At 49.4% G+C, this 21,702-nt stretch carries 17 protein-coding genes and 1 pseudogene; 11 read left to right on the top strand and 7 right to left on the bottom strand.

Going from position 1 to position 21,702, the window contains the following annotated elements; translation table 11 throughout:
• Positions 1-98: 98 nt before the first annotated feature.
• A complete protein-coding gene (locus ACN083_RS04290; RefSeq protein ID WP_419101652.1) occupies positions 99-1,622 on the bottom strand; it encodes an aminopeptidase P family protein in 1,524 nt (507 codons plus the stop codon).
• 104 nt (positions 1,623-1,726) lie between these two features.
• On the opposite strand from ACN083_RS04290, the gene ACN083_RS04285 reads away from it, so the two are divergent.
• A complete protein-coding gene (locus ACN083_RS04285) occupies positions 1,727-2,596 on the top strand; it encodes a PHP domain-containing protein (protein WP_419101581.1) in 870 nt (289 codons plus the stop codon).
• Between the two features lie 53 nt (positions 2,597-2,649).
• On the opposite strand, the gene ACN083_RS04280 is transcribed toward ACN083_RS04285, so the two are convergent.
• From ACN083_RS04280 to ACN083_RS04265, 4 genes are all read right to left on the bottom strand, one after another.
• The gene (locus ACN083_RS04280) at positions 2,650-4,152 is read right to left on the bottom strand and encodes a DEAD/DEAH box helicase (protein ID WP_419101580.1); all 1,503 of its coding nucleotides are present in this window, start codon (positions 4,150-4,152) and stop codon (positions 2,650-2,652) included.
• Between the two features lie 229 nt (positions 4,153-4,381).
• Positions 4,382-4,609: a DUF3107 domain-containing protein gene (locus ACN083_RS04275; protein ID WP_419101579.1), complete on the bottom strand. Its 228-nt coding sequence runs from the start codon at positions 4,607-4,609 to the stop codon at positions 4,382-4,384.
• A gap of 175 nt (positions 4,610-4,784) precedes the next feature.
• A complete protein-coding gene (locus ACN083_RS04270; protein WP_419101651.1) occupies positions 4,785-5,447 on the bottom strand; it encodes a TetR/AcrR family transcriptional regulator in 663 nt (220 codons plus the stop codon).
• A gap of 111 nt (positions 5,448-5,558) precedes the next feature.
• Positions 5,559-6,863, bottom strand: a complete 1,305-nt coding sequence (locus tag ACN083_RS04265) for a glutamyl-tRNA reductase (protein WP_419101578.1) — start codon at positions 6,861-6,863, stop codon at positions 5,559-5,561.
• A 157-nt stretch (positions 6,864-7,020) separates the two neighbouring features.
• On the opposite strand from ACN083_RS04265, the gene hemE reads away from it, so the two are divergent.
• The 8 genes from hemE (at position 7,021) to hemL (ending at position 16,009) form a co-directional block, all read left to right on the top strand.
• Positions 7,021-8,142, top strand: a complete 1,122-nt coding sequence (gene hemE, locus ACN083_RS04260; protein ID WP_419101577.1) for a uroporphyrinogen decarboxylase — start codon at positions 7,021-7,023, stop codon at positions 8,140-8,142.
• 5 nt (positions 8,143-8,147) lie between these two features.
• The gene (hemG, locus tag ACN083_RS04255) at positions 8,148-9,599 is read left to right on the top strand and encodes a protoporphyrinogen oxidase (protein ID WP_419101576.1); all 1,452 of its coding nucleotides are present in this window, start codon (positions 8,148-8,150) and stop codon (positions 9,597-9,599) included.
• 108 nt (positions 9,600-9,707) lie between these two features.
• Positions 9,708-10,481: a hydrogen peroxide-dependent heme synthase gene (gene hemQ, locus ACN083_RS04250; RefSeq protein ID WP_419101575.1), complete on the top strand. Its 774-nt coding sequence runs from the start codon at positions 9,708-9,710 to the stop codon at positions 10,479-10,481.
• Positions 10,478-11,791, top strand: coding sequence for a ferrochelatase (locus ACN083_RS04245; protein ID WP_419101574.1), 1,314 nt, complete (start codon positions 10,478-10,480; stop codon positions 11,789-11,791). Before hemQ ends, ACN083_RS04245 begins: the two co-directional genes overlap by 4 nt.
• A 5-nt stretch (positions 11,792-11,796) precedes the next feature.
• The gene (gene hemC, locus ACN083_RS04240) at positions 11,797-12,756 is read left to right on the top strand and encodes a hydroxymethylbilane synthase (RefSeq protein ID WP_419101573.1); all 960 of its coding nucleotides are present in this window, start codon (positions 11,797-11,799) and stop codon (positions 12,754-12,756) included.
• A gap of 5 nt (positions 12,757-12,761) precedes the next feature.
• Entirely contained in the window at positions 12,762-13,568 is an 807-nt protein-coding gene (locus tag ACN083_RS04235) for a uroporphyrinogen-III synthase (RefSeq protein WP_419101572.1), read from the top strand.
• Between the two features lie 55 nt (positions 13,569-13,623).
• On the top strand, positions 13,624-14,622 hold the full coding sequence (hemB, locus tag ACN083_RS04230; protein WP_419101571.1) for a porphobilinogen synthase: 999 nt from the start codon (positions 13,624-13,626) through the stop codon (positions 14,620-14,622).
• Between the two features lie 55 nt (positions 14,623-14,677).
• On the top strand, positions 14,678-16,009 hold the full coding sequence (gene hemL, locus ACN083_RS04225; protein WP_419101570.1) for a glutamate-1-semialdehyde 2,1-aminomutase: 1,332 nt from the start codon (positions 14,678-14,680) through the stop codon (positions 16,007-16,009).
• A 114-nt stretch (positions 16,010-16,123) separates the two neighbouring features.
• Here hemL and ACN083_RS04220 read toward each other — a convergent pair whose 3' ends face one another.
• The gene (locus tag ACN083_RS04220) at positions 16,124-17,476 is read right to left on the bottom strand and encodes a threonine/serine ThrE exporter family protein (RefSeq protein ID WP_419101569.1); all 1,353 of its coding nucleotides are present in this window, start codon (positions 17,474-17,476) and stop codon (positions 16,124-16,126) included.
• A gap of 64 nt (positions 17,477-17,540) precedes the next feature.
• Positions 17,541-18,227: a 3'-5' exonuclease gene (locus tag ACN083_RS04215; RefSeq protein WP_419101568.1), complete on the bottom strand. Its 687-nt coding sequence runs from the start codon at positions 18,225-18,227 to the stop codon at positions 17,541-17,543.
• A 226-nt stretch (positions 18,228-18,453) separates the two neighbouring features.
• On the opposite strand from ACN083_RS04215, the pseudogene ACN083_RS04210 reads away from it, so the two are divergent.
• Positions 18,454-19,263 (top strand): annotated as a pseudogene (locus ACN083_RS04210) (UvrD-helicase domain-containing protein); the annotation flags it as partial.
• A 78-nt stretch (positions 19,264-19,341) separates the two neighbouring features.
• A complete protein-coding gene (locus tag ACN083_RS04205) occupies positions 19,342-21,702 on the top strand; it encodes a PD-(D/E)XK nuclease family protein (protein ID WP_419101650.1) in 2,361 nt (786 codons plus the stop codon).

Here is a 21,702-nt window from a genome sequence, read left to right as displayed (position 1 = left end):
TGAAAAGCTGAGGAACAACTGTCCATCACCATAAAACGGGGTGTGGGGTGTTCACCAGACATGGTGAACACCCCACACCCCGTTGGCATAATCCTCTGCTATGAACGCAAAGAATCCATCCACTGTTCAATCTCAGCAACAGTACGTGGAAGATCTGCTGAAAGATTCACCGGACCATCTTCAGTGATGAGAATATCGTCTTCTAAACGAATACCAATACCACGGTATTCTTCACTAATAGCTAAGTCCTCTTCCTTGAAATACAACCCTGGCTCAATCGTGAACACCATACCCGGCTCAATGACACCATCAAGATACAGCTCACGTTTGGCCTGAGCGCAATCGTGAACGTCAAGACCTAAATGGTGGCTTGTCCCATGAGGCATCCAACGACGATGCTGACCTCCCTGCTCTGACAAAGCAACCTCTGCCGATACAGGAAGCAAACCCCACTGTTCAAGACGCTCTGCTAAGACAGCAGTAGCCGCCTCATGAACCTCACGGAACCGGCGACCAGGAACAGCTACTTCAAAAGCCGCGTCAGCAGCGTCAAGAACCGCCTGATAAATCTTTGCTTGCACTTCAGTAAAACGCCCGCTCACCGGTAGCGTTCGAGTGATGTCAGCAGTATATAGAGTGTCATCTTCTACACCAGCATCAACAAGAATCAGCTTTCCCTCATCAACCGAACCATTATTACGAATCCAATGCAAAATAGTGGCATTATTTCCACACGCCGCAATAGTGTCATAGCCGAGATCGTTGCCTTCTTCACGTGCTTTTGCGAAGAACGCACCCTCAACCACACGCTCACCACGATGATGGCCTACCGCCCGAGGCAGAGCACGAACCACATTCTCAAAGCCCTCAATAGTGTGCTGTACAGAACGACGAAGATTCTTGACCTCCACCTCATCTTTAACAAGACGCGCCTCAGAAAGAGCCTCTGTCAAAAGAGCATCGGTCTGGTCAGCTTTCTCTAAATTCACCCCAGTGTTATAACGGGACGTATCAACGAGCGCATCAATATTCAGATCGACGTTACGCACAAGACGGATATTAATACCACCAAGAGCCTGACTACCCGCATTCTTAGTGATAGCGACTTCTAACTCCGAAAGGTCCGCGGTACGGATACCGTACTCTGCTTCCACCGCTGCGAGGGTAGGACGTGGACCAACCCAGAATTCACCATAGCGAGGATCAGCATAGAACTGCGCGCTATCTCGTCCAGCAAGAGGCCGGAAATAAAGCGTCACCTCGTGATGCGAACCATTATCTCCGTGGTTTTGCTCAACTGGTTCAAAAACGAGTACAGCATCAGGCTCTTGGTCTAGCCCAAGACCCGTTTGGTGCGCAAAGGCAGAATGAGGACGGAACCGGTAATCGGTATCATTAGAACGCACTTTAAAAGCACCAGCAGGAATCACAAGACGCTCACCAGGGAAAAGGCGCGAAATACGGGCGCGACGTTCAGCCGCATAATCTGCTACTTGCGCACGCTGAGGCAATGGCGTCTCATCCGGTGCCCAATTCGATGCCATAAACTCAATAAAAGCTTCAGACTGGGGAGGCTGAGAGCGATTGTTCACTCTTTGCTCAAGGGGCTGTTCATCTGTCATATCAGAAGATTTATGTTCATCAGTAACCATAGATACAACTCTAATACGTTCAGAGGTATCTATACACCTATCTTTGTCATAGACAAGCAACCTAAGATAGAAATATGTCATATGATTTGCATACTCATTCGGTACTATCAGACGGTACACAGAGCGTAGAAGAACTCGTCGCCGAAATCGCCGGCTGCGGACTCATCGGATTTTCCCTGACAGATCACGACACGACCGCTGGATGGCGCAGCGCACAAAAACATGCTGAACAATGGGGGCTAGACTTTCTGCCCGGAATGGAAATATCGTGTGCTATCGGCCCGCTGAGCGTGCACCTACTAAGCTACGGACATCAACAAAACGATAGCGTCCTGAACGAACACATTACGCAGGCTCGCACTTCTCGTCGGACACGAGCTCAAAGAATCGTTCAAAAACTCTCTGAAACATACCCCATCACATGGGAAGACGTCTTAGCTCAAGCATCACCAGGAGCAACTATCGGCAGACCCCATATCGCAGACGCCCTCGTGAATGCAAACATTATCAGAACCCGCAGCGAAGCCTTCTCCGGATTACTGGCAGAGCGCTCAGCATATTATGTTCCGTACCGTGCCGTACACCCCGTTGAAGCCGTCACCATGGTTAAAGCTGCCGGAGGAGTACCCATCATGGCGCACCCCCGTGCTCGTATCCGCGGACAAGTTGCCTCTGCAGAGCTCATAGAACAGATGATTGAGGCCGGACTAAACGGACTTGAAATCTATCATCGAGACAACAACGAAGAAGACCGCAACTGGCTCAAAAAACTTGCCCAAAAATATGACCTCATCATAACTGGCTCTAGCGATTACCACGGCGCCGGAAAGCCTAACCGACTAGCAGAAAACACCACGCCAACTCAAACTGTCGAACGTATCAAAGAAATCATCCGGCAGAACCACCAGAAGAACACCACACCTCAACACACCCAAACAATATAAAAGGCGGTGCCCATAACCCCTTGGGTTAAGAACACCGCCCCCATCAATACAGGCTAGTCTTGTGAATCACCATCATTAACGATGCGTTTGCGCCGACGACGACGCGGAGCTTGCTCGCCCTCTACCCGGGTACGACGTCGTGAACGACCAGAAGCATCTTTCTCCACAACGGGGGAGTCTGAACGCGTATTGTCATGTTCTTGACGGCGAGGGCGACGCTGCCTTTGCCCATTATTCTGCGAGCGACGAGAAGAGGAAGAACGTTCTGAGCGGCGCTCGCCTCTGCGCGGTGAACGTTGAGCAGAAGCATCAGAATCCTTAGGCTGAGCATGAGGCATCTTACCTCGAGTGCCTTCAGGAATATCAAGGTCACGGAAAAGATGCTCAGAAGAAGAATACGTTTCTACAGGCTCTGGAACACCCAATTCTAAGGCCTTGTTAATGAGAGACCAACGAGGGATATCTTCCCAATCAACAAGAGTAATTGCGGTACCAGTATGACCGGCACGGCCTGTACGACCCACACGGTGTACATAGGTTTTCTCGTCGTCGGGGCACTGAAAATTAATCACGTGAGTGACGTCATCAACATCAATACCTCGGGCTGCTACATCTGTAGCGACAAGGACATCAACGGCATTATCACGAAACGCTTGTAATGCTTTTTCGCGTGCGACCTGAGGCAAATCGCCGTGAAGAGCACCCGCACGGAAACCACGATTCTGTAACTCATCAGAAAGTTTTGCTGCAGAGCGTTTTGTCTTGGTGAAGATAATGGTACGTCCTCGCCCATTGGCGCGCAGAACTCGACCCACTAACTCATCTTTGTCGAGAGGATGAGCACGATAAATAACTTGACGGATAGACGCCTTTGTCAACGACTCATCTTCGGAAGACTGTGCTTGAATATGCATTGGTTTACGCATATAACGGCGTGCCATTGTCAGCACAGGCCCAGGCATGGTTGCTGAGAAAAGCATGCTCTGGCGAATCTCGGGCAAACTTGCAAGAATTTTTTCAACATCGGGTAAGAACCCTAAATCAAGCATCTCATCGGCTTCATCAAGAACCACAATTTTTACCTGCGAAAGATTCATCTTCTGCTGGCGTTGTAAATCAATGAGTCGGCCGGGCGTGCCAACAATAATCTCAACTCCGCGGTCAAGAAGTTTAACCTGCTGTTCATACGGAACACCACCGTATAACGTCACAACACGAACTCCCGCACCTGCTGCTGCAGCAGAGAGATCTTCGCCTACTTGAACAGCAAGCTCACGAGTCGGAACAATAATTAGCGCTTGAGGGGAGCCAGGGGAGTGTAACGAATCCCAACGGGGATCTTCGGGGCCGATTACTCGTTGAATTGCGGGCAGACCAAAACCTAGAGTTTTGCCGGTACCTGTTTGCGCCTGCCCGATGATGTCATTGCCGGCGAGAGCAACAGGCAACGTGAGAGACTGAATAGGGAACGGATGAATGATGGAACGTTCAGCTAAAGCTTGGCAAATATCTTCGCGTAGTCCGTAATCGGCAAAAGTCTTGGGGTCTTGGTTCACGTATGTGTTTCCTGTAGAAAAGGCGCGAAAGCGCAACTATGGAGGTACGCCGATCGTGAGAAAACAAGTCACCTTATCTCAGCAGGTGACACTACTAAACATTACTGGTGGATAACGACCGGACAACCGTCTTATCTTAGCCATTCTAACAAAGCTGACAAGAAAAAAGTGGAGAGCCTAAAAATATAGGCCCTCCACTATCGTCTTCACCGTCTATATCAACGGTATATTATGCTGAGAAATTAAAGCCGACGCGACGCTTTGTCTCTGAACCAATTTCAACGAAACCGATTTTATCTCCAGGAATCAATACGACGTTACCCTTGTCGTCTTCTAGCTCTAGAACCTCACCTTTATCCATGGCGCGTGCAATGAGCTGACGCAATTCAACAGGGTCTTTATCGGACTCGATAACTACTTCGCGAGGCATATTTCTAATACCAAATTTAACGTCCATAACTGCTCCTTAAACAACGGAAATTACCGGTCATGTCTCTAGACATTCTAAAAGGTGAAGACAAAAACACCTAGAAATATCACCCTCAGCGTACCACCCCTACAATAAATCACGTAGAAGAATCCTTCTTGAATCTTCTGAACAAAAACCTTATAGAAGTGAAAAAGGCAGAGGACTAACCGTCATAGACAGAATCGTCATCAATGCAGAGTAGCCCTCCCCATGCTAAACGAAAAACGAGATTTTGTGCGCGAGCAAGCTCTTGGTCTTGAGCACCTTGCTGTAAAGCATGTTGCACCGCCGATAACGCCATTCCCGTGAGCGTGCGTGAGATGAGTACTGCTTCTTTTGCGGCTAGACCAGAATTAGGCTCTAACACTTGCGCAATATGGTTAGCAATGTATAGATGGAGGTCATCAATACGCTGTTGAACGGCCAAATCACTGTGAATATCAGATTCAAAAATGAGCCGGTAACCTTGCAGATTAGTGCGTGTAAATTCGAAGAAAGCACCAATAACACGTTCTGTACGTTCACGGTTATCTTGGGTGTCGTATAAGGGGCGAACTAGGCGTTCTGTGAGCTCTTTAATCTGTTCGTCTAATACAGCAAGATATAGCTCGCGCTTTGATTTGAAATGCTGGTAAAGTACCGGCTTTGTGACATCGGCAGCTGAAGCAACCTGATTCATCGTCGTCGTATGGTACCCCTGAGAAGAAAAAATACGTAGTGCACTTAGCACCAGATGTTGTCGTCGTAGTTCCTTCGGCAGACGCTTGTCCCCTGAGGAATAGTGTCGATCGTGTGAATCTGGTTCTTGGAGTGGCTCAACGGTCACAGAACTCAACGCTTGTTCCTGAATCTATCTAAATAACGGACGAGTGATAAGGGCATAGACATCTACCGTAAATGGCTGAAACCTCTGTATGAGAGGTATCAGCCATGACAGTTAGGAGGCGTCCTTATGTTTTTGCTCCATCTGAAGATGAGAGGGCTCTGGGGTATTTATCTCAATACCGTAGAGCGCTTCAAGAGCTGCAACGTAGTCAGCTTCACGACCGTCTTTGGCTAAAGAACGTGCACGGACCGTAGGGGTGTGAAGTAGTGACTTCACCATACGCCGCATCGTAAGCTCTAACTGGTCTACGGCAGCGCCACACCCATACTGGTTGCGAACCTTCTGCAGTTCATTGTCCAAAATAGACATCGTATGTTCCCTGAGAGCTACAATAGCAGCATCTACGTTGCGAGCCTTCTCTTGTACCGCAAAATGAGCAGCTTCATTGTCCACAATTGCGTGGGCAAGTTCAATAGAATCTTGAGTTTCGTTGGGGGCAGCCAGACGAACAGTCTCCAACGTAATCAACTCAACATCTGGCATGTCTGCAACATCTGGAGCGAAATCTCTACTCAACGCCAAATCGAGAATAATGCGTTTTCCTGCAGGAACCTCATTAGCGCTCAACGGAGCGGTAGAACCAGAACACCCAATGAGAATATCTGCTTCTTTGAGAGCTTCGTGAAGAGCACCCTCAGGAACAGCTCGTATGGAGCGCTTGTCGGCAAAAGTAGCTGCACGACCAGAGGAAGAATACACGCTAATATTTTGGCAGCCGCGCTCTCTCAGCGCCGCAACCGTAGCACCAGCGTAAGCGCCAGTACCAATAATGAGTGCGCGACGTGCATCCCACGCTAACTCTGATAGCTCATACGCTAAATCGAGAGCGACCGAAACAACTGAACGCCCTTGAGAACCAAGCAGAGTCTGCTGACCCACTTCTCGAGCAGTGCGAGCAGCACGATCAAAAAGCCGCACTAAATTACCGGTGGCTGTACCTTCTTCGCGTGCAGTAGCAATAGCTCGACGTACCTGTCCGGTAATCTCTCGCTCTCCAACCACTGCCGACTCTAAACCAACCGCTACCGTAAATAAGTGTTTGACGGCCTCATGCTGAGTGAACACTTCAAAACTACTTGCAACAAGTTCGTACGCTAAAGAAGACTGGCCGGCAATGCCACGATATATTTCCTGTGAAGTTTCTTCTAATATCAGCTGTATTTGCTGAGACGTTGCGCCGGGGGATACAGCAAGCTCCCCATAAATCTCTAAACGGTTACACGTCGAAAGAACAACGCTTCCTCGAACCCGCTGCGCCGAAACATTTTTGAGCGCAACACTAGCACCGTTGGCCAATAATGCCACGGTGTTCAAATCTACAGTCTTGTGTGATGCAACGAGCGTAAATATAGTCACGACTGACTTATCATAAACATGTTTGCCCCTCAGACGCGAATAAAAACGGGAAATATCACTATTTTTCCTCGTAGATTCCCCTCTCAACCGGCAGATACCAGCAAAGAATGACATGGTGTCGGCAAACAATGCGCAATAATTTGGCACAATGGGAAACATGAGTAGCACTTTGAATCAACGAGAACTACTGAACACACACCAGCTAGATTCTCTTCCCACCACTCACCCACTCAAAACTACAGGCGTGGCAGAGTCACCAATGCTCAAAGCCCTCACCGGACAAAAAGGCTCACACCACCCCGTATGGTTCATGAGGCAAGCCGGACGCTCCCTACCCGAATACCGAAAAGTACGTGAAGGTATTCCCATGCTAGAGGCATGTTTAACCCCAGAACTTGCCTGCGAAATTACATTGCAACCCGTACGACGCCACAACGTAGACGCCGCAATCTTCTTCTCCGACATCGTCGTCCCCATGAAGCTAGCCGGCGTAGACGTAGACATCGTCCCCGGCAAAGGCCCCGTATTATCCCAACCAGTACGCACCGCTGAAGACGTCAAAAACCTCCCCGAACTCGAAGACTCAGCACTCGACCCCATCCGAGAAGCAGTCAGCCTAACCGTCAAAGAACTCGGCGACACACCGCTCATCGGTTTCGCCGGAGCACCATTTACGGTCGCCGCTTATATGGTTGAAGGCGGACCCTCCCGAGACCACCTACGACCACGCACCATGATGCACTCAGACCCCGACACCTGGCATGCACTCGGACAATGGGCCGCCCGAACCGCAGGACAATTCCTTCAAACACAAATCGAAGCAGGCGCCAGCGCCATCCAACTCTTCGACTCTTGGGCAGGATCCCTCTCCGAAAGCGACTACCGCACCTACATCCAACCCCACTCCGCCCAAGTTCTTCAGAGCGTGGCACATTACGGTGTTCCTAGAATCCACTTTGGTACCGGAACCGCGCAGCTACTTAAAGCTATGCACGAAGCTGGAGCAGATGTCGTCGGTGTAGACTACCGTCTCGACCTCGCAGAAGCTCAGCATCGTCTTGGCGGGGGAGTGCCCCTACAAGGAAATATTGACCCTGCACTACTAAGCGCAGGATGGGATGTCCTCAAAGAACACGTAGACCACGTCCTAGCTGATGGTGCATGTGCTCCCTCCCATATCGTCAACCTTGGACACGGTGTGCCACCAGAAACAGACCCCGAAATACTCACCCGCCTGGTGGAATACATTCACACTCAAACTGCTCGGGAAGTGGCCTAAGAACAATGTCACCTGTCGATACTCGTTCCCCTAAAGAAACCGCAATCGTTGTAGGCGGTGGAATCTCCGGATTACTTGCCACTCGAGAACTTGCTCAACAAGGGCTCAAAGTAACCCTCGTCGAAAAAGAAGATCATCTCGGTGGTGCAGTAGGCGCACACCAAATCGACGGACTTGTCCTCGACTCGGGTGCAGAATCCTATGCAACAAGAACCACCGCCGTTAGCGAGCTACTCGAAGAGCTCAATATCTCCGAAAGAATCGTCACTCCACGGCAAGATGGATCCTGGCTTTGCCTACCAAACGGGGTTCACAAAGCACCACGAACAGGAATCCTCGGCATCCCCGGAGACCTCAACGACCCCGACTTCAAAAAAATTATGAGTAGAAGCGGTCTACGACGCGCTAAACTTGACCGTTTCTTACCCGCCTCCGCAGGAGAAAATGCACGTACCCTTGGCGACCTCGTACGTGTCCGTATGGGACAACAAGTACTCGATAGACTCGTCTCGCCCATCGTATCTGGAGTCCATTCCACGCACCCCGATTACCTTGACGTAGATTCTGTTGCACCAGGACTCAAAAAAGCGTTAAATACCTATGGCTCCCTTGCTACCGCTGCCGCATCACTACGTAAAAATTCTCCAGCAGGAGCACAAGTCGCAGGACTCATCGGCGGTATGCACCAGCTATCTGAAGCACTCGTTGACGATATTCTTCGTCGCAAAGTACGTATCCTTACCGGCTATGATGCCATCGCCATCGACCGCGACCGTTGCCATAACCTCTGGACACTCATCCAACGCCAACCCGAAATTGGCGAAAAAGCTGCTGCCATCCACGGAAAATACCTCGTCATGGCCTCAGACGGTCCCTCAACTCTTCGAATGCTTGGATCACACCTGAGTAGCGCAGACCTACCCCAAATTTCAGCAGGACCAGAAGTCGCCCTCGTAACACTCATCATCGAACAAGCAGAGCTCGACTCCCGACCACGCGGAACCGGAGTACTTGTCAGCGAAGAAGTGACCTCAGTACGAGCCAAAGCACTTACCCACGCCAGCGCTAAATGGGAGTGGATGAGCGACAAACTAGGGCAACATCGACACGTATTACGCCTGTCCTACGGGAGAGGACAAGACGCTAGCCCCCTACAAGAAGTCAAACTCTACGATGACCAACTCATTACCTTAGCCATCCACGATGCACAAAAACTTCTCGACGTTTCCATCTCACGAAATCAGCTCCTCGCAGCAGACGTTGTTCGATGGAAAGGCGCATTACCTACAGCAAGTCCCGAACACCGCAAAACAGTGCAAAGCTTCCGCAGCGCACTCACCGAATTAGAGAACGTCACCGCTGTTGGCGCGTGGCTGAGCGGAAACGGGCTAGCTGCTGTCACCGCAGACACTCGCAAAACCCTCAAAAACTTTATTGAACAAAACAACATCGGATAGAACCTCAACACTACAACTACGTAAACCCAAGAGGTTCACCGTACAACACACAACAACAGGTGACTCTCCATCACACCCGATAGAGAGAAACCTCTGAGGAAGGAAAACATGTCACACCAACATGGCTCACATGGAAACTACTCCCACACACACCGTGGGGATGCAACCTCATCAAAAATTCAAGGTCAAGTTCCGGGTGCTCCAGCTGACGGCGATGACAAACTCTACTACGCGCTATACACCGTATTTGCACGTACTGGAGTAACAAACACCAAAGCACAGACCCCTGAAGCTGAAGAAGAACTCAACCAAGTAATCTCAGCACTCGAAGAACAAGGCGTAACCATTCGCGGATTCTACGACGTATCAGCCATGCGCGATAACGCAGATATTCTCGTATGGGCTCACTGCGAAGTCCCTGAAGACCTCCAAGAAGCTATCCGCAAACTTCGTCGTACCAGCGTCTTCTCCGAAACAAAGATTGTATGGTCCACTATGGGCGTACACCGCGACGCAGAATTTACACGCCGTCATGCTCCAGCCTTTGCCCTTGGCAAAGAAGCACAAGACTGGGTCTGTGTATACCCCTTCGTTCGCTCCTATGAGTGGTACTACATGAACCCCGAAAAGCGTGCTGAAATGCTCAAAAACCATGGTATGAAAGGCTACGATTTCCCTCAGGTGCTAGCTAACACCATCGCAACGTTTGGACTCAACGACTACGAATGGGTCCTTGCCCTCGAAGCGCCAGAACTTGTAGACCTCGTAGACCTCATGCGTCATTTCCGAAACACTGAAGCCCGCCTACACGTCCGTGAAGAAACCCCCTTCTACACCGGACGCCGTATTCCCTCCCACGACATCGCAGGAGTTCTTGCATGAACACCCGACTACCACATGACGTAGCACCCAACGTCACCGACCCCAACAACACCGCCAGTAATGGCCCCGCCATACTCGATACAACAACTATCGAACAATTCCACGGTGAAGAAAACATCTCACGCCCTCGTAACAAAGCGCCACAACCCTACGATATGGTGATTCTTTCATCGTTTGGTGGCCCTGAAGGGCAAGAAGATGTCATCCCATTTCTTAGAAACGTCACGGCAGGACGAGGTATCCCCGACGAACGACTCGAAGAAGTCGCAACACACTACCGTGCCAACGGAGGTATCTCACCTATCAACGAACAAAACCGTGCACTCCTCAACGCCCTCGAAAAGGCTCTCCAAGAAAAAGGACCACGCATCCCCATCACATGGGCGAACCGCAACTGGAAACCTTACGTCAACGACGTAGTACAAGAAGCCTACGACAACGGCGCACGAAAAATTTTGGTACTTGCTACAAGCGCCTACCCCGGTTATTCTTCCTGCCGACAATACCGTGAAGACTACGGTATGGCACTAGAAAAACTTGAACTAGAAGGAAAACTTCAAATTGATAAAATCCGTCAGTTCTATGATGCACCAGGCTTCGTACAAGCCTTCGTCGACGGACTCGTAGACGGGCTACGAGAAGTCCACCAAAAAATTGCGCAGAACACCAACCCCGCTGCTGGAAACGGCGCTATCCGCATCATGTTCTGCACCCACTCCGTACCAACCAGCGCAGCGAACGAGGCCGGACCACGAGATGTCGACTACGAAGGCGGCTCCGCCTACGTCGAAAAGCATCTTCAAGTTGCTCGACGAGTTCTTGAAAAAGTCTCCGACATCGACTCAAAACTCCTCGAAAATGTTGATTGGGAACTGGTCTACCAATCTCGTTCAGGCCCCCCATCTATGCCATGGCTAGAACCAGACGTCAATGACGCCCTAGAATCACTTGAAGGCAAAGTTGATGGCATCGTCCTCGTACCTCTGGGCTTTGTCTCTGACCATATGGAAGTCAAATGGGACTTAGACACTGAAGCCCTAGACACTTGTAAAAACCTTGGCTTTGAAGCGGTACGCACACCAACACCCGGAACTCATCCGGCATACGTTGAGTCTTTGCGTCAGCTCATCCAAGAACGTGTACAAGAAACGAATGCAACACCGTTTACCGCCCCCAAAGAACCACTTTTCGGTGGTTGCTCTAACCGTGGATGGTTCGACGAATGCGACCCTCAATGCTGTAAACCAGCACGTGCTCAACAACATCGAGCAACGATTGCAACCTACCATATGAATACTACGGAGGACTAAAACCTATGGGCTACACCGTTGGCACCCGAGGCTCGGCGCTAGCACTCACTCAAACAGGTATGGTTGCTGACGCCATCGGACGTATCTGCAACCAAAATATCGAACGAGTAACCGTCAAAACTGAAGGCGATATCCTGACCGGTCCGCTTTCACAGATGGGTGGTACCGGTGTATTCGCTGCAACGTTAAGACAACGAGTACTGGACGGCAGTGTCGACATGGCTGTTCATTCCCTCAAAGATTTGCCCACCCAGCCCTGCCCTGGACTCAACATTGCGGCAATTCCTGAGCGCGAAGACCCACGAGACGCACTATGTGCTCGCGATGGACTCACCTTAGAGACACTGCCAGAAGGTGCAAACGTTGGTACTGGATCTCCTCGACGAGCAGCCCAGATTAAGGCGTTACGCCCAGATATCAATATCGTTGATATTCGAGGTAACGTGGGCACACGTCTTGCACGAGTCCCCGGTCTAGAACATTATGGCAATGCAGAAGCGGTAGGGGACTGCGATGCAGTTATCCTTGCGGCTGCTGGTTTGCACCGGCTAGGTTATGAATCTGCTATTTCTGAATATCTTGACGTTTCTCGTGTTCTTCCTGCCCCTGGGCAAGGTGCCTTGGCTGTAGAAATACGTGAACAAGACGTCCACAACAACACTGAGCTAGCTCAAGCTGTCGCTACCGTAGACCACCTACCAACACGCTACGCGGTGATCGCTGAGCGTGCTGTGCTACGTCGTCTAGAAGCAGGTTGTGCTTCGCCCATTGGAACATACGCGAGATATGAACAAGACCAGCTGATTCTTGACGCTGTAGTGGCTTCTGTTGATGGTTCTCAGGTGCTAAGACATCATGCAGCAACCGTACTTTTGAGTCAAGAATCAGCTGAACAGCTTGGTATTCAAGTAGCAGAAGACCTCCTGCAAATGGGCGCTGACCGTTTAAACGGATTGAATAGTTAGTGTCCATGGCCAACGCAATGACCTCTACTCGGCTGCTCATCACTCGTTCGTTTGAACAAGCACAACCGTTTGTTGAGCTTTTGTCTCATACGTCTTTAGCGCCGGTAGAGGTCGATTGTGCCCCTATCCGCCAAGCCGTCGCTCATACACCAGATAGTGAGCTCATGAGTCGTCTGCCTCATGGCGGATTTTCTTGGGCTCTTATCAGTAGCGCGAATGCTGTGCTTTCTTTGAAAAAATATGCTGTTGAATCTCAGCGTACGTTGCCTCAATTACTAGCAACAACAAAAGTTGCTGCTGTTGGTGCCTCCACGGCACAAGTTTTGGCTGATAACGGTGTTGTGGTGGACTACATTCCTTCGGTGATGGACGCTCAACATTTGGGGCAAGAACTTCCGTATGACGACGATCAACCTGTTCTGTGTGTTTTGGGAAAGACTTCACGGCCGACTCTCAACCATGTTCTAGCATCACGGAATATACCTACAGAAACGGTGATTCTTTACGATATGGAACCTTACCCCGCTACAAACCCGTTAACGCCGTTGAGAGCACCCGAAAAATCTTTTGCTCTGGGACAGGTGCGAGAGCGTTGGCAAGAATATGCGGGTGTTATCGCAACGGCTCCTTCTCTATTAGAAGAACTCGTCACCCATATTTACGGTGAGGAATCTCCGGTATCTTTTCCCCCTCTTATTGCGATGGGAAGAACAACCGCATCTCATGCGCAGCGTTTAGGTTTGGATGTTTATATTGCGCCTGCTCCAACCCCTGACGGATTATGCGAAGCGGTTCATCATTATTTTTTGTAATTTTTTTTTGGTTATCACGCAAAGAAAATAAATGTTTTATGAGAGGAGAACTCCTATGACGGCACTCAACCTTCAGTATCGTCCACGGCGTCTACGCGCAACTCCTGCGTTGCGTAAACTGGTATCCGAAACACAACTACGCCCAGAGCACCTCATTCAGGTTCTCTTTGTGCGAGATGGAATTGAGGAACCTCAGCCTATCGCGTCTATGCCTGGACAATATCAGCACACGTTAGATTCTCTGCTAGAGCAGGTAGAACAAGCCGTATCAGCAGGGATTCAATGTATCGATCTTTTTGGTGTTCCTCGTAAAGAAGACAAAGATGCAGATGGAACTCACGCATGGTTACCAGAGGGCATTTTGAACCGTGCTATTGCACAGGTTCGTCAACGTTTTGGGGATACCATCACGATTATGGCGGATACCTGTCTTGACGAGTTCACCAGCCATGGACATTGTGGGCCACTTTCGACAGACCGGTTCGGTCAGCCGATTGTCGATAACGACGCCTCTGTGCATGCTTATTCTCAGATGGCGTTGGCGCAGGCTCGTGCCGGTGCACATATTGTGAGCCCATCGGGCATGATGGACGGACAAGTACAAGCAATTCGTCAGGCGCTTGATGCAGAAGGGTTCTACGACGTCGCTATTATGGCGTATTCGGCAAAATATGCTTCAGCATTCTTTGGTCCTTTCCGTGATGCTGTCGGTTCTTCGCTAGAAGGTGACCGTAAGAGTTATCAGCAAGACCCAGCTAACCGTCGTGAAGGTCTACATGAAGTACGGTTAGATATTGAAGAGGGTGCAGATTTCGTTATGGTGAAACCGGCGATGGCGTACCTTGACATTGTGCGTGAAGTCGCTGATTTCTCTCCAGTACCGGTAGCTGCCTATCAAGTTTCTGGAGAATATGCCATGATTGAGGCTGCCGCTGCAGCAGGGTGGGTCGACCGTGAAAAGATTATTCTTGAGTCGTTGACAGGCATTCGTCGCGCTGGCGCTGACATTATTTTGACGTACTATGCAACAGAAGTAGCCTCTTGGCTTTCATAATGTTTTGTAGACTAGAGAAAACATTACGCAACAGATATGAAGAAAGTTCTCACCTATGAGTAGTATCTCCGAAGACTTATTTAACCGTTCTCGTGCTGTCATCCCTGGGGGAGTGAACTCACCGGTTCGAGCCTTCAACTCCGTTGGCGGTGTACCCCCCTTTATGGTTGAGGCACAGGGCCCTTATCTGACCGATGCTGATGGCAGAAACTACGTTGATCTTGTGATGAGCTGGGGCCCTGCACTTTTAGGACACCGCGATTCGTCTGTAGTTGAGGCAGTTCACGAAGCTGTAGAGCACGGTTTATCTTTTGGCGCCTCTACTGAAGCCGAAGCTGAACTTGCTGAGCTTGTTATTGAGCGTATCAACGCTGTGATTCCAGGAAGTATTGATCAGATACGTATGGTGTCTACGGGTACCGAAGCAACCATGACGGCTATCCGTCTAGCTCGCGGTTATACCGGACGTGATAAAATCATTAAATTTGCTGGTTGCTATCACGGACACGTTGATGCTTTACTTTCTGAAGCTGGTTCTGGCGTAGCAACCTTAGCAATGCCCGGTTCAGCAGGAGTAACAGCTGCAACAGCAGCTGAAACTATTGTTCTCCCTTATAACGATACCCAAGCAGTTCAACGTGCTTTTGAACAGCATCATGGACAGATTGCGGCTATTATCACCGAAGCAGCACCGTGCAATATGGGTGTGGTAACACCCGAGGCTGGATTCAACCGGTTCTTACACGATACTGCCCATGAGAATGGTGCATTGCTCATTTTTGATGAAGTCTTAACAGGTTTCCGTGTATCTTCTGCCGGCTATTGGGGATACACCACAGAAGATGAGGGAGGCTGGGCTCCCGATATCTTTACCTTCGGAAAAGTTATTGGTGGCGGTATGCCCATTGCCGCACTGGGTGGTAAACGAGAAGTGATGGAGTACCTTGCCCCGTTAGGGCCCGTCTATCAGGCAGGTACGCTCTCTGGTAATCCCATCTCTCTTGCTGCAGGCATCGCAACGCTCAAAGCTGCAACAGAAGACGTCTACCAGACTATTAATCAGCGTAGTGAAGAGCTTCAAAAAGCTATCCACTCCTATGGCGAAAAACTTGGTTTGAACTACTCGATTCAACGCGCCGGAAACCTGTTCTCTCTATCATTTGGTACAGCTGAGCACGGTGTACATCATTATGACGATATCAAAGCAAGTGAAACGTTCCGTTATCAGGCATTTTTCCATAGCATGTTGAACTCTGGGGTGTACCTCCCACCAAGTGCTTTCGAAGCATGGTTCTTATCTGCCTCACATAATGATACGGCGATGGATCGTATTCTTTCTGCACTGCCTGAGGCCTTAGAAGAAGCTGCTCAGGCTCAACCCGCATAAATAATACTATTTAGTGTTCTCTTCAATGAAAAAACCTTTGGGGTTGTATCCTCTGATGTGGAGGATACAACCCCAAAGGTTTTTTGATGTTATATAGGTGATAACGTATTCGCCTTACCGTAGATGATAGTCAATATTAAAACGACGAACTTTTTGCAAATCTCGGTTATAGAACCAGTTCTTATCCATCAGAAAACGAGCAAATACAAGCCCCATACCAATGGCGAAGAATAATAACCATACCTCCACCATGCCAACTGCAGCTTCTGCAATATCACCATCAGAAAGATACGCCATGGAACGATAGAACGTCACACCCGGAACCATCGTGACAACCGCAGGGACAGACAACGAAACACGCGAATACTTCCGATGGTGTAAGGGCGCAATAATTTCAGCAAAAGTTGCTGCTAAAAGAGCACCTGTAAATACCGCTAGTTGCGGGGCCAAACCCACATCAGTAGCAAGGATACGAAGAGGGTTCACCACAGCAGCAATAATTCCTGCCCATAAACAGCTCGTGGGCATCGCCGAGAAAAGCATCGCAAACCCATACGCTGCAATAAAAGACGCCGCAACTCTCAACGAATATAACGTGATAGGCGAAAACTCCAGTGGAACAGCTTTCTGTAGAGGAAGCTCAAACGTAAAGGCAAGAATCCACACTGCAAAAGAAGCGCTCGCAAGTAACAACCCCACGTAGGTAAGTCGCCCAATAGCCGCAGAAAAGTCGAAGCGAGCTAAATCTAACATTGCAGTCACCAGCGGAAAACCTGGTACTAAAAACAAGATAGCAGAGATGAAACCTACAAGATGATCAGAAGACGTTAACCCTAAAGCAGTCAACGTACTGACCCCACAAATATAAGACCCCGCAGAGAACACCCCACATAAGAACCATATGGCGAGGTGATTAACTTCTTTACCCAGTAAAACTGAACGCAATAATTGTCCCAGACCAGAACAGAAAAAAACGATACTACACTCAACAACCCCACCATTGTTGAGAAAAGCAAACCCCGCACAAGCAAAAGCGGCAGCAAGAGAAAGCAACCATCGAGGGTATAGGTGCGGTAACCGTGCAATACGATCAATCTCCTGACCTGCTTCAAAAGGAGAAATCTTTTCAGGAAGGTTCGATACAAAATCGCTGAGTAAATCAATACGATAAGCACTAATACCCATCGCCCGTTGTTCACCAATTTCAGTACGAAAATTACCGGCAGCATAAGCAGTTGTGGTCAGCTCCGTAAACGTCACCTGCGAATGATGCTCTTCTAACCCTACTGCTCTTGCAAGACGTGCCATTGAGGCTTTCACACGAAAAGCGCTAGCACCTGATTGAAGCATGAGCAGTCCAAGCTTCATCACCACGGCAGACTGTGATACAAGATATTGATGTTGTAGCCGTGAAGAACCTAAATAGATACTATTAGTGGGCGGCTCTGCAGAGAGATTCTCAGACATCATGACACCTTAGAAAAATATATTGAGTAAAAATACTTGTGAAAATACACCGCACAAGAACGCACTAACCATGGCGTATAGGCCATGAACCGTCAATTATTTGATTCTTACCTTGACGCTTGAGATATTCTTGAAACTCCGCAGCCTGCTCTTGCGCCCACAGAATCTGTTGCTGATGTAAGAACCTCGCATCTTGGGCAAGATCAGGGAAAGAACCTGCCATAGCCGTGAGCAGGCGTTCTGCTGCTATCGCATCATCCTTAGATGTATGCGCATTCTCTAAACTCACACCATATTCTTCGCTGAGCACCTCTAGAGTACGTTTGCCTCGTTTAAACTGATGAAAATGCTTATTCAAAACATAAGGATCTAGCACCGGCTCACACTTGAGCTCTGGATACTCGTATCGTTGTAACTCATAATGCAACACCGAAAAATCATAGGCAGCGTTGAAAGCAATAACGGGGATACCGTCATGAAAGAGAGAACCCAGAGCAGACGCCACTTGAAACACAACGGTGGAAGCATCCTGTCCATGTTCTTGCGCATATTCAGTGCTAATACCGTGAACTGCTGAAGCCTCTGCTGGGATATCAATACCAGGGTTTGCTAACCACTCTCCAGCGCGAATAGTCTGTCCATCTGCCCCCACCAGAACCAAAGAAGCCGTCACAATACGTGCCGTACGAGGATCAACCCCCGTCGTTTCTAAATCAAAAGTTGCCCGAGGATTATCTAGCCAAGAAGTCATACTCCACACTATATCGCTTTTTTGATAAGCCTAATAACCCCACCCCATGTATCGGAGACTTGCCGTTATCAAGTGTGATAACGCTCCTTCCACCCAAGACATGTCGTAGAGCATCGACATCTTTTAAATCTATGAGATACATCGTTCCCCCATAACATAAAAATCATTAAACTTATGGGGGAGAGGCTAATTACTAAAACCTCTATAAACAACGCAAGAAGGAACCCAAACGATGAGCAACACACCACGGATCATTCTTGGTGCAGCAGGAACGGGCAAAACCACCCAACTCCTTGAACACGCCCAAAACTACCTTGACTCTGGTGCCGAAGCTGATGGCATGATGTTCCTAACGCCTTCCCGTACCAGTGCTACAAGGATGAGAGAACTCATCGCCAACCACACTCAACGAACCCTCTCAACCGTACCAACTCGCGCATGGCAGTCTTATGCTTTCGATATCTTACGACGCGCCCAAATCCAAGGACTACTACCGGGGGTAGAACTATCACCCAAACTTATCTCAGGACCAGAACAAGACGTCATCATCTCAGAACTGCTCCAAGGACACACACAAGGTTACGGAAAAATAATTATTTGGCCCCAAGAGCTTAAAGAGGCCGTACACACTGAAGGATTCCGCCACGAAATTCGAGACTTCTTCGACCGCATCGCAGAATATGCTATCGACCCACAAGACATCGAAAACTACGCCCAACAGCTCAACATCCATACATGGGCTCTGATCGCCCAACTATATAAGGAATACCAACAGATTCGTCGTCTACGGATGCCCAATGCTTTCGATCCCGCAACCCTCATCCATGAAGCTCAACAGATTCTGACCCACAACCCAACCTTTCTCGCAGAAGAACGCGAACGTTTCAAACTCTTACTCATCGACGATTTCCAAGAGGCAACACCCTCCATCTACCGTCTACTCGAAACGCTCTGTTCACCTGAAACCTCACCAGCTCCAGCACCCCAAACAGTTATCGCTTTATGCACCGATACTGTGGTCCAAGGTTTCCGTGGTGCTCGCCCCGATAAAGCAAAAGAGCTTCCTCGTATCCTTGGAGACTATGAGACCCTATCTCTCAACCTCTCCCACAGGATGCCCAAAGATATTGTTTGTGCCTATTCCACCGTCACAGAACGCATTCCGCCGGTTGCCCAAATGCGCTACGACCGTCAACCACAATACGCACCAGCTGCCGAGCCTGCCGCAACTGCGGAAGAAACCTCTCAACAAGAACCTGCTCTGGATGGGTATCTTGTTCAGAACGTTCAACAAGAAAATCGACTGTTAGCACAGATGATTCTTGAAAAACACCTATATGAGAACGTCCCCTATCACCAATGCGCCATTATTGTGCGTAACACCGGCGCAATAGCACGTATTGAGCGTACCCTCATGAGCCACGGCATCCCTGTATCGAGCGCTCGCACCCTTAACGTGCTGAGTCAAGAACCTGCAGTACGCCCCTTCCTTGACGCATTAGCTATAGCGGTACATCTATACGAACAAGAGCAGGACCTCAACAGTGATGCCCACCCTGTTAGTGAGTCTGGATTATCTACGGATATTGTCTTGTCGTTATTACAGTCTCGCCTAGGTGGCGCTACCGCAATGGACGTGCGTCGCTTACGACAACAGTTACGCGCTGAAGAACTAAAATCTGGTGGAACACGCCCCAGCGATGAGCTGCTCCTTGAGGCGCTTTACCGTCCTCCTCGTATTGCTGCTAGGGGAGCAGACCGTGCCGTACACCGTATTCACCATGTGCTCTCTGCCGGTGTCAAAGCACTCTCACAAGAAGGAGCAACAGCTGAAAGCGTTCTGTGGGCGTTATGGGAGTCTTCAGAACTTGCCCATATTTGGCGTCAAGAATCATTAAACGGTGAGGGGTTGAACGCGCAACGTGCTCACCGAGATTTAGATGCCATGCTTGGTCTTTTCGAGGCCGCCTCACGTTATACCGAGCAGATGCCTGGTGCGAGTGCCTTCCAATTCTTGAACTACATGATGGCTCAAGACATTCCGATGGATACACTGACCCGAACGACACGCGTACAAGGGCACGTTGAAATATTGACTCCAGCTTTAGCTGCAGGACGTGAATGGGACTACGTTTACATTGCTGGATTACAAGAAGGTATCTGGCCGAACACTACTGTGCGCGGTTCTCTACTTGAGACGCATAAACTCACCGATATTCTTGATATCGGGTTAGACGCTGCACGACACATAACCTCCACTGATCGTGTGCGACAAACCCGTCACGATGAACTACGCATGTTTGCCACTGCTCTATCACGAGCGAAGAAACAGGTTCGGTGTACAGCAGTGATGTCTGAAGACGAATTTCCTAGTGAGTTTTTTGACCTTGTTGTTCCAGGCTCTCATGAGGGACGAACAACTACTGAAGTTCGACGTCCGATGACTCTTCGTGCGCTGGTGGCAGAGTTACGTCAGTGGGCAGAACAATATGAGCAAAGCCCCGAACCCGCTCACCATGCGATACAGATTCTTCGCAAGTTCAACGACCTAGGACAAACACGTGGGTATATTGTGCCCGGTGCCTCACCTAATAGCTGGTGGGGGCTGAGTCCGCTCTCCTCTCAAGGCAGTGCCTTTGGAGAAGAGGCACCTATTCCGATGTCACCTTCACGACTAGAGACGGTGCACCGTTCTCCGCTGGAATGGTTCGTTTCCGAATCACGGGCAGAAGCTGCTACCGATGCTTCACGTTCTTTAGGAAACGTTGTACACGAACTTGCAGAACAGTACCCTCACGGGCCAGGTTATGTTCTGGAAGAACAACTTGCTCAGACCTTCCAAAAAATGAATCTTCCTGATACCTGGGAAACTCAAAAAATCTATGAACGAGCACAAAAGATGGTACGAAAATTTGCCTCCTATGTGGCTGAGTTATCCCAGCATCAGCGGGAATTGAGTAATGTCGAAGGCAGTTTTAAAGTTTTTGTTCCAGGAAAAACACGTGACGCGTTACTGGTCGGCAGAATTGACCGTTTAGAGAAAAATCAAGAAACTGGACGCTACGCCATCATCGATTTGAAAACGGGGAGAACTGCACCCTCTCAGAAAGAGAAAATACCTCGTCACCCACAACTTGCAGCTTACCAAGTTGCTTTAGAAGCTGGTATCGGTGAAAAACTTGCTCAGGGGGAAGACTCACCCGAAGCGAGATTTAGCGGGCTTACATCACGCTCTGGCGGTGCCTTCCTCATACAGTTAGGTACCGACACGAAAACTTACCGTGAACAGCAACAAGAGCCTCTCACAGAAGAAGATTTATGGGCAGTAGAGCTCATTCAACAAGCAGCAGAGCTTATCGCTCAAGAATATTTTCAGGCACGCCATACTTCAGCCCAAGCTAGTGGCTACGGTATCCAATGCAAACTTCCCGAAATCTGCCCGTTATGTGCTCGTGGTAGACAAGTGACGCAATAA

Source organism: Rothia sp. CCM 9418 (assembly GCF_048512825.1).
Taxonomy (GTDB): Bacteria; Actinomycetota; Actinomycetes; order Actinomycetales; family Micrococcaceae; genus Rothia.
Note: the sequence above shows the minus strand (reverse complement) of the source record. Positions and strands in the feature narration are given on the sequence as shown.

Excerpts from the sequence above, each read along its gene's own strand:
- ACN083_RS04205 (WP_419101650.1), top strand. The coding sequence starts at position 19,342 with ATGCCCAAAGATATTGTTTGTGCCTATTCCACCGTCACAGAACGCATT.
- hemB (WP_419101571.1), top strand. The coding sequence starts at position 13,624 with ATGACGGCACTCAACCTTCAGTATCGTCCACGGCGTCTACGCGCAACT.
- hemL (WP_419101570.1), top strand. The coding sequence starts at position 14,678 with ATGAGTAGTATCTCCGAAGACTTATTTAACCGTTCTCGTGCTGTCATC.
- hemG (WP_419101576.1), top strand. The coding sequence starts at position 8,148 with ATGTCACCTGTCGATACTCGTTCCCCTAAAGAAACCGCAATCGTTGTA.
- ACN083_RS04235 (WP_419101572.1), top strand. The coding sequence starts at position 12,762 with ATGGCCAACGCAATGACCTCTACTCGGCTGCTCATCACTCGTTCGTTT.
- ACN083_RS04290 (WP_419101652.1), bottom strand. The coding sequence starts at position 1,622 with ATGACAGATGAACAGCCCCTTGAGCAAAGAGTGAACAATCGCTCTCAG.
- ACN083_RS04275 (WP_419101579.1), bottom strand. The coding sequence starts at position 4,609 with ATGGACGTTAAATTTGGTATTAGAAATATGCCTCGCGAAGTAGTTATC.
- hemQ (WP_419101575.1), top strand. The coding sequence starts at position 9,708 with ATGTCACACCAACATGGCTCACATGGAAACTACTCCCACACACACCGT.
- ACN083_RS04245 (WP_419101574.1), top strand. The coding sequence starts at position 10,478 with ATGAACACCCGACTACCACATGACGTAGCACCCAACGTCACCGACCCC.
- ACN083_RS04285 (WP_419101581.1), top strand. The coding sequence starts at position 1,727 with ATGTCATATGATTTGCATACTCATTCGGTACTATCAGACGGTACACAG.
- ACN083_RS04215 (WP_419101568.1), bottom strand. The coding sequence starts at position 18,227 with ATGACTTCTTGGCTAGATAATCCTCGGGCAACTTTTGATTTAGAAACG.
- hemE (WP_419101577.1), top strand. The coding sequence starts at position 7,021 with ATGAGTAGCACTTTGAATCAACGAGAACTACTGAACACACACCAGCTA.
- ACN083_RS04220 (WP_419101569.1), bottom strand. The coding sequence starts at position 17,476 with ATGTCTGAGAATCTCTCTGCAGAGCCGCCCACTAATAGTATCTATTTA.
- hemC (WP_419101573.1), top strand. The coding sequence starts at position 11,797 with ATGGGCTACACCGTTGGCACCCGAGGCTCGGCGCTAGCACTCACTCAA.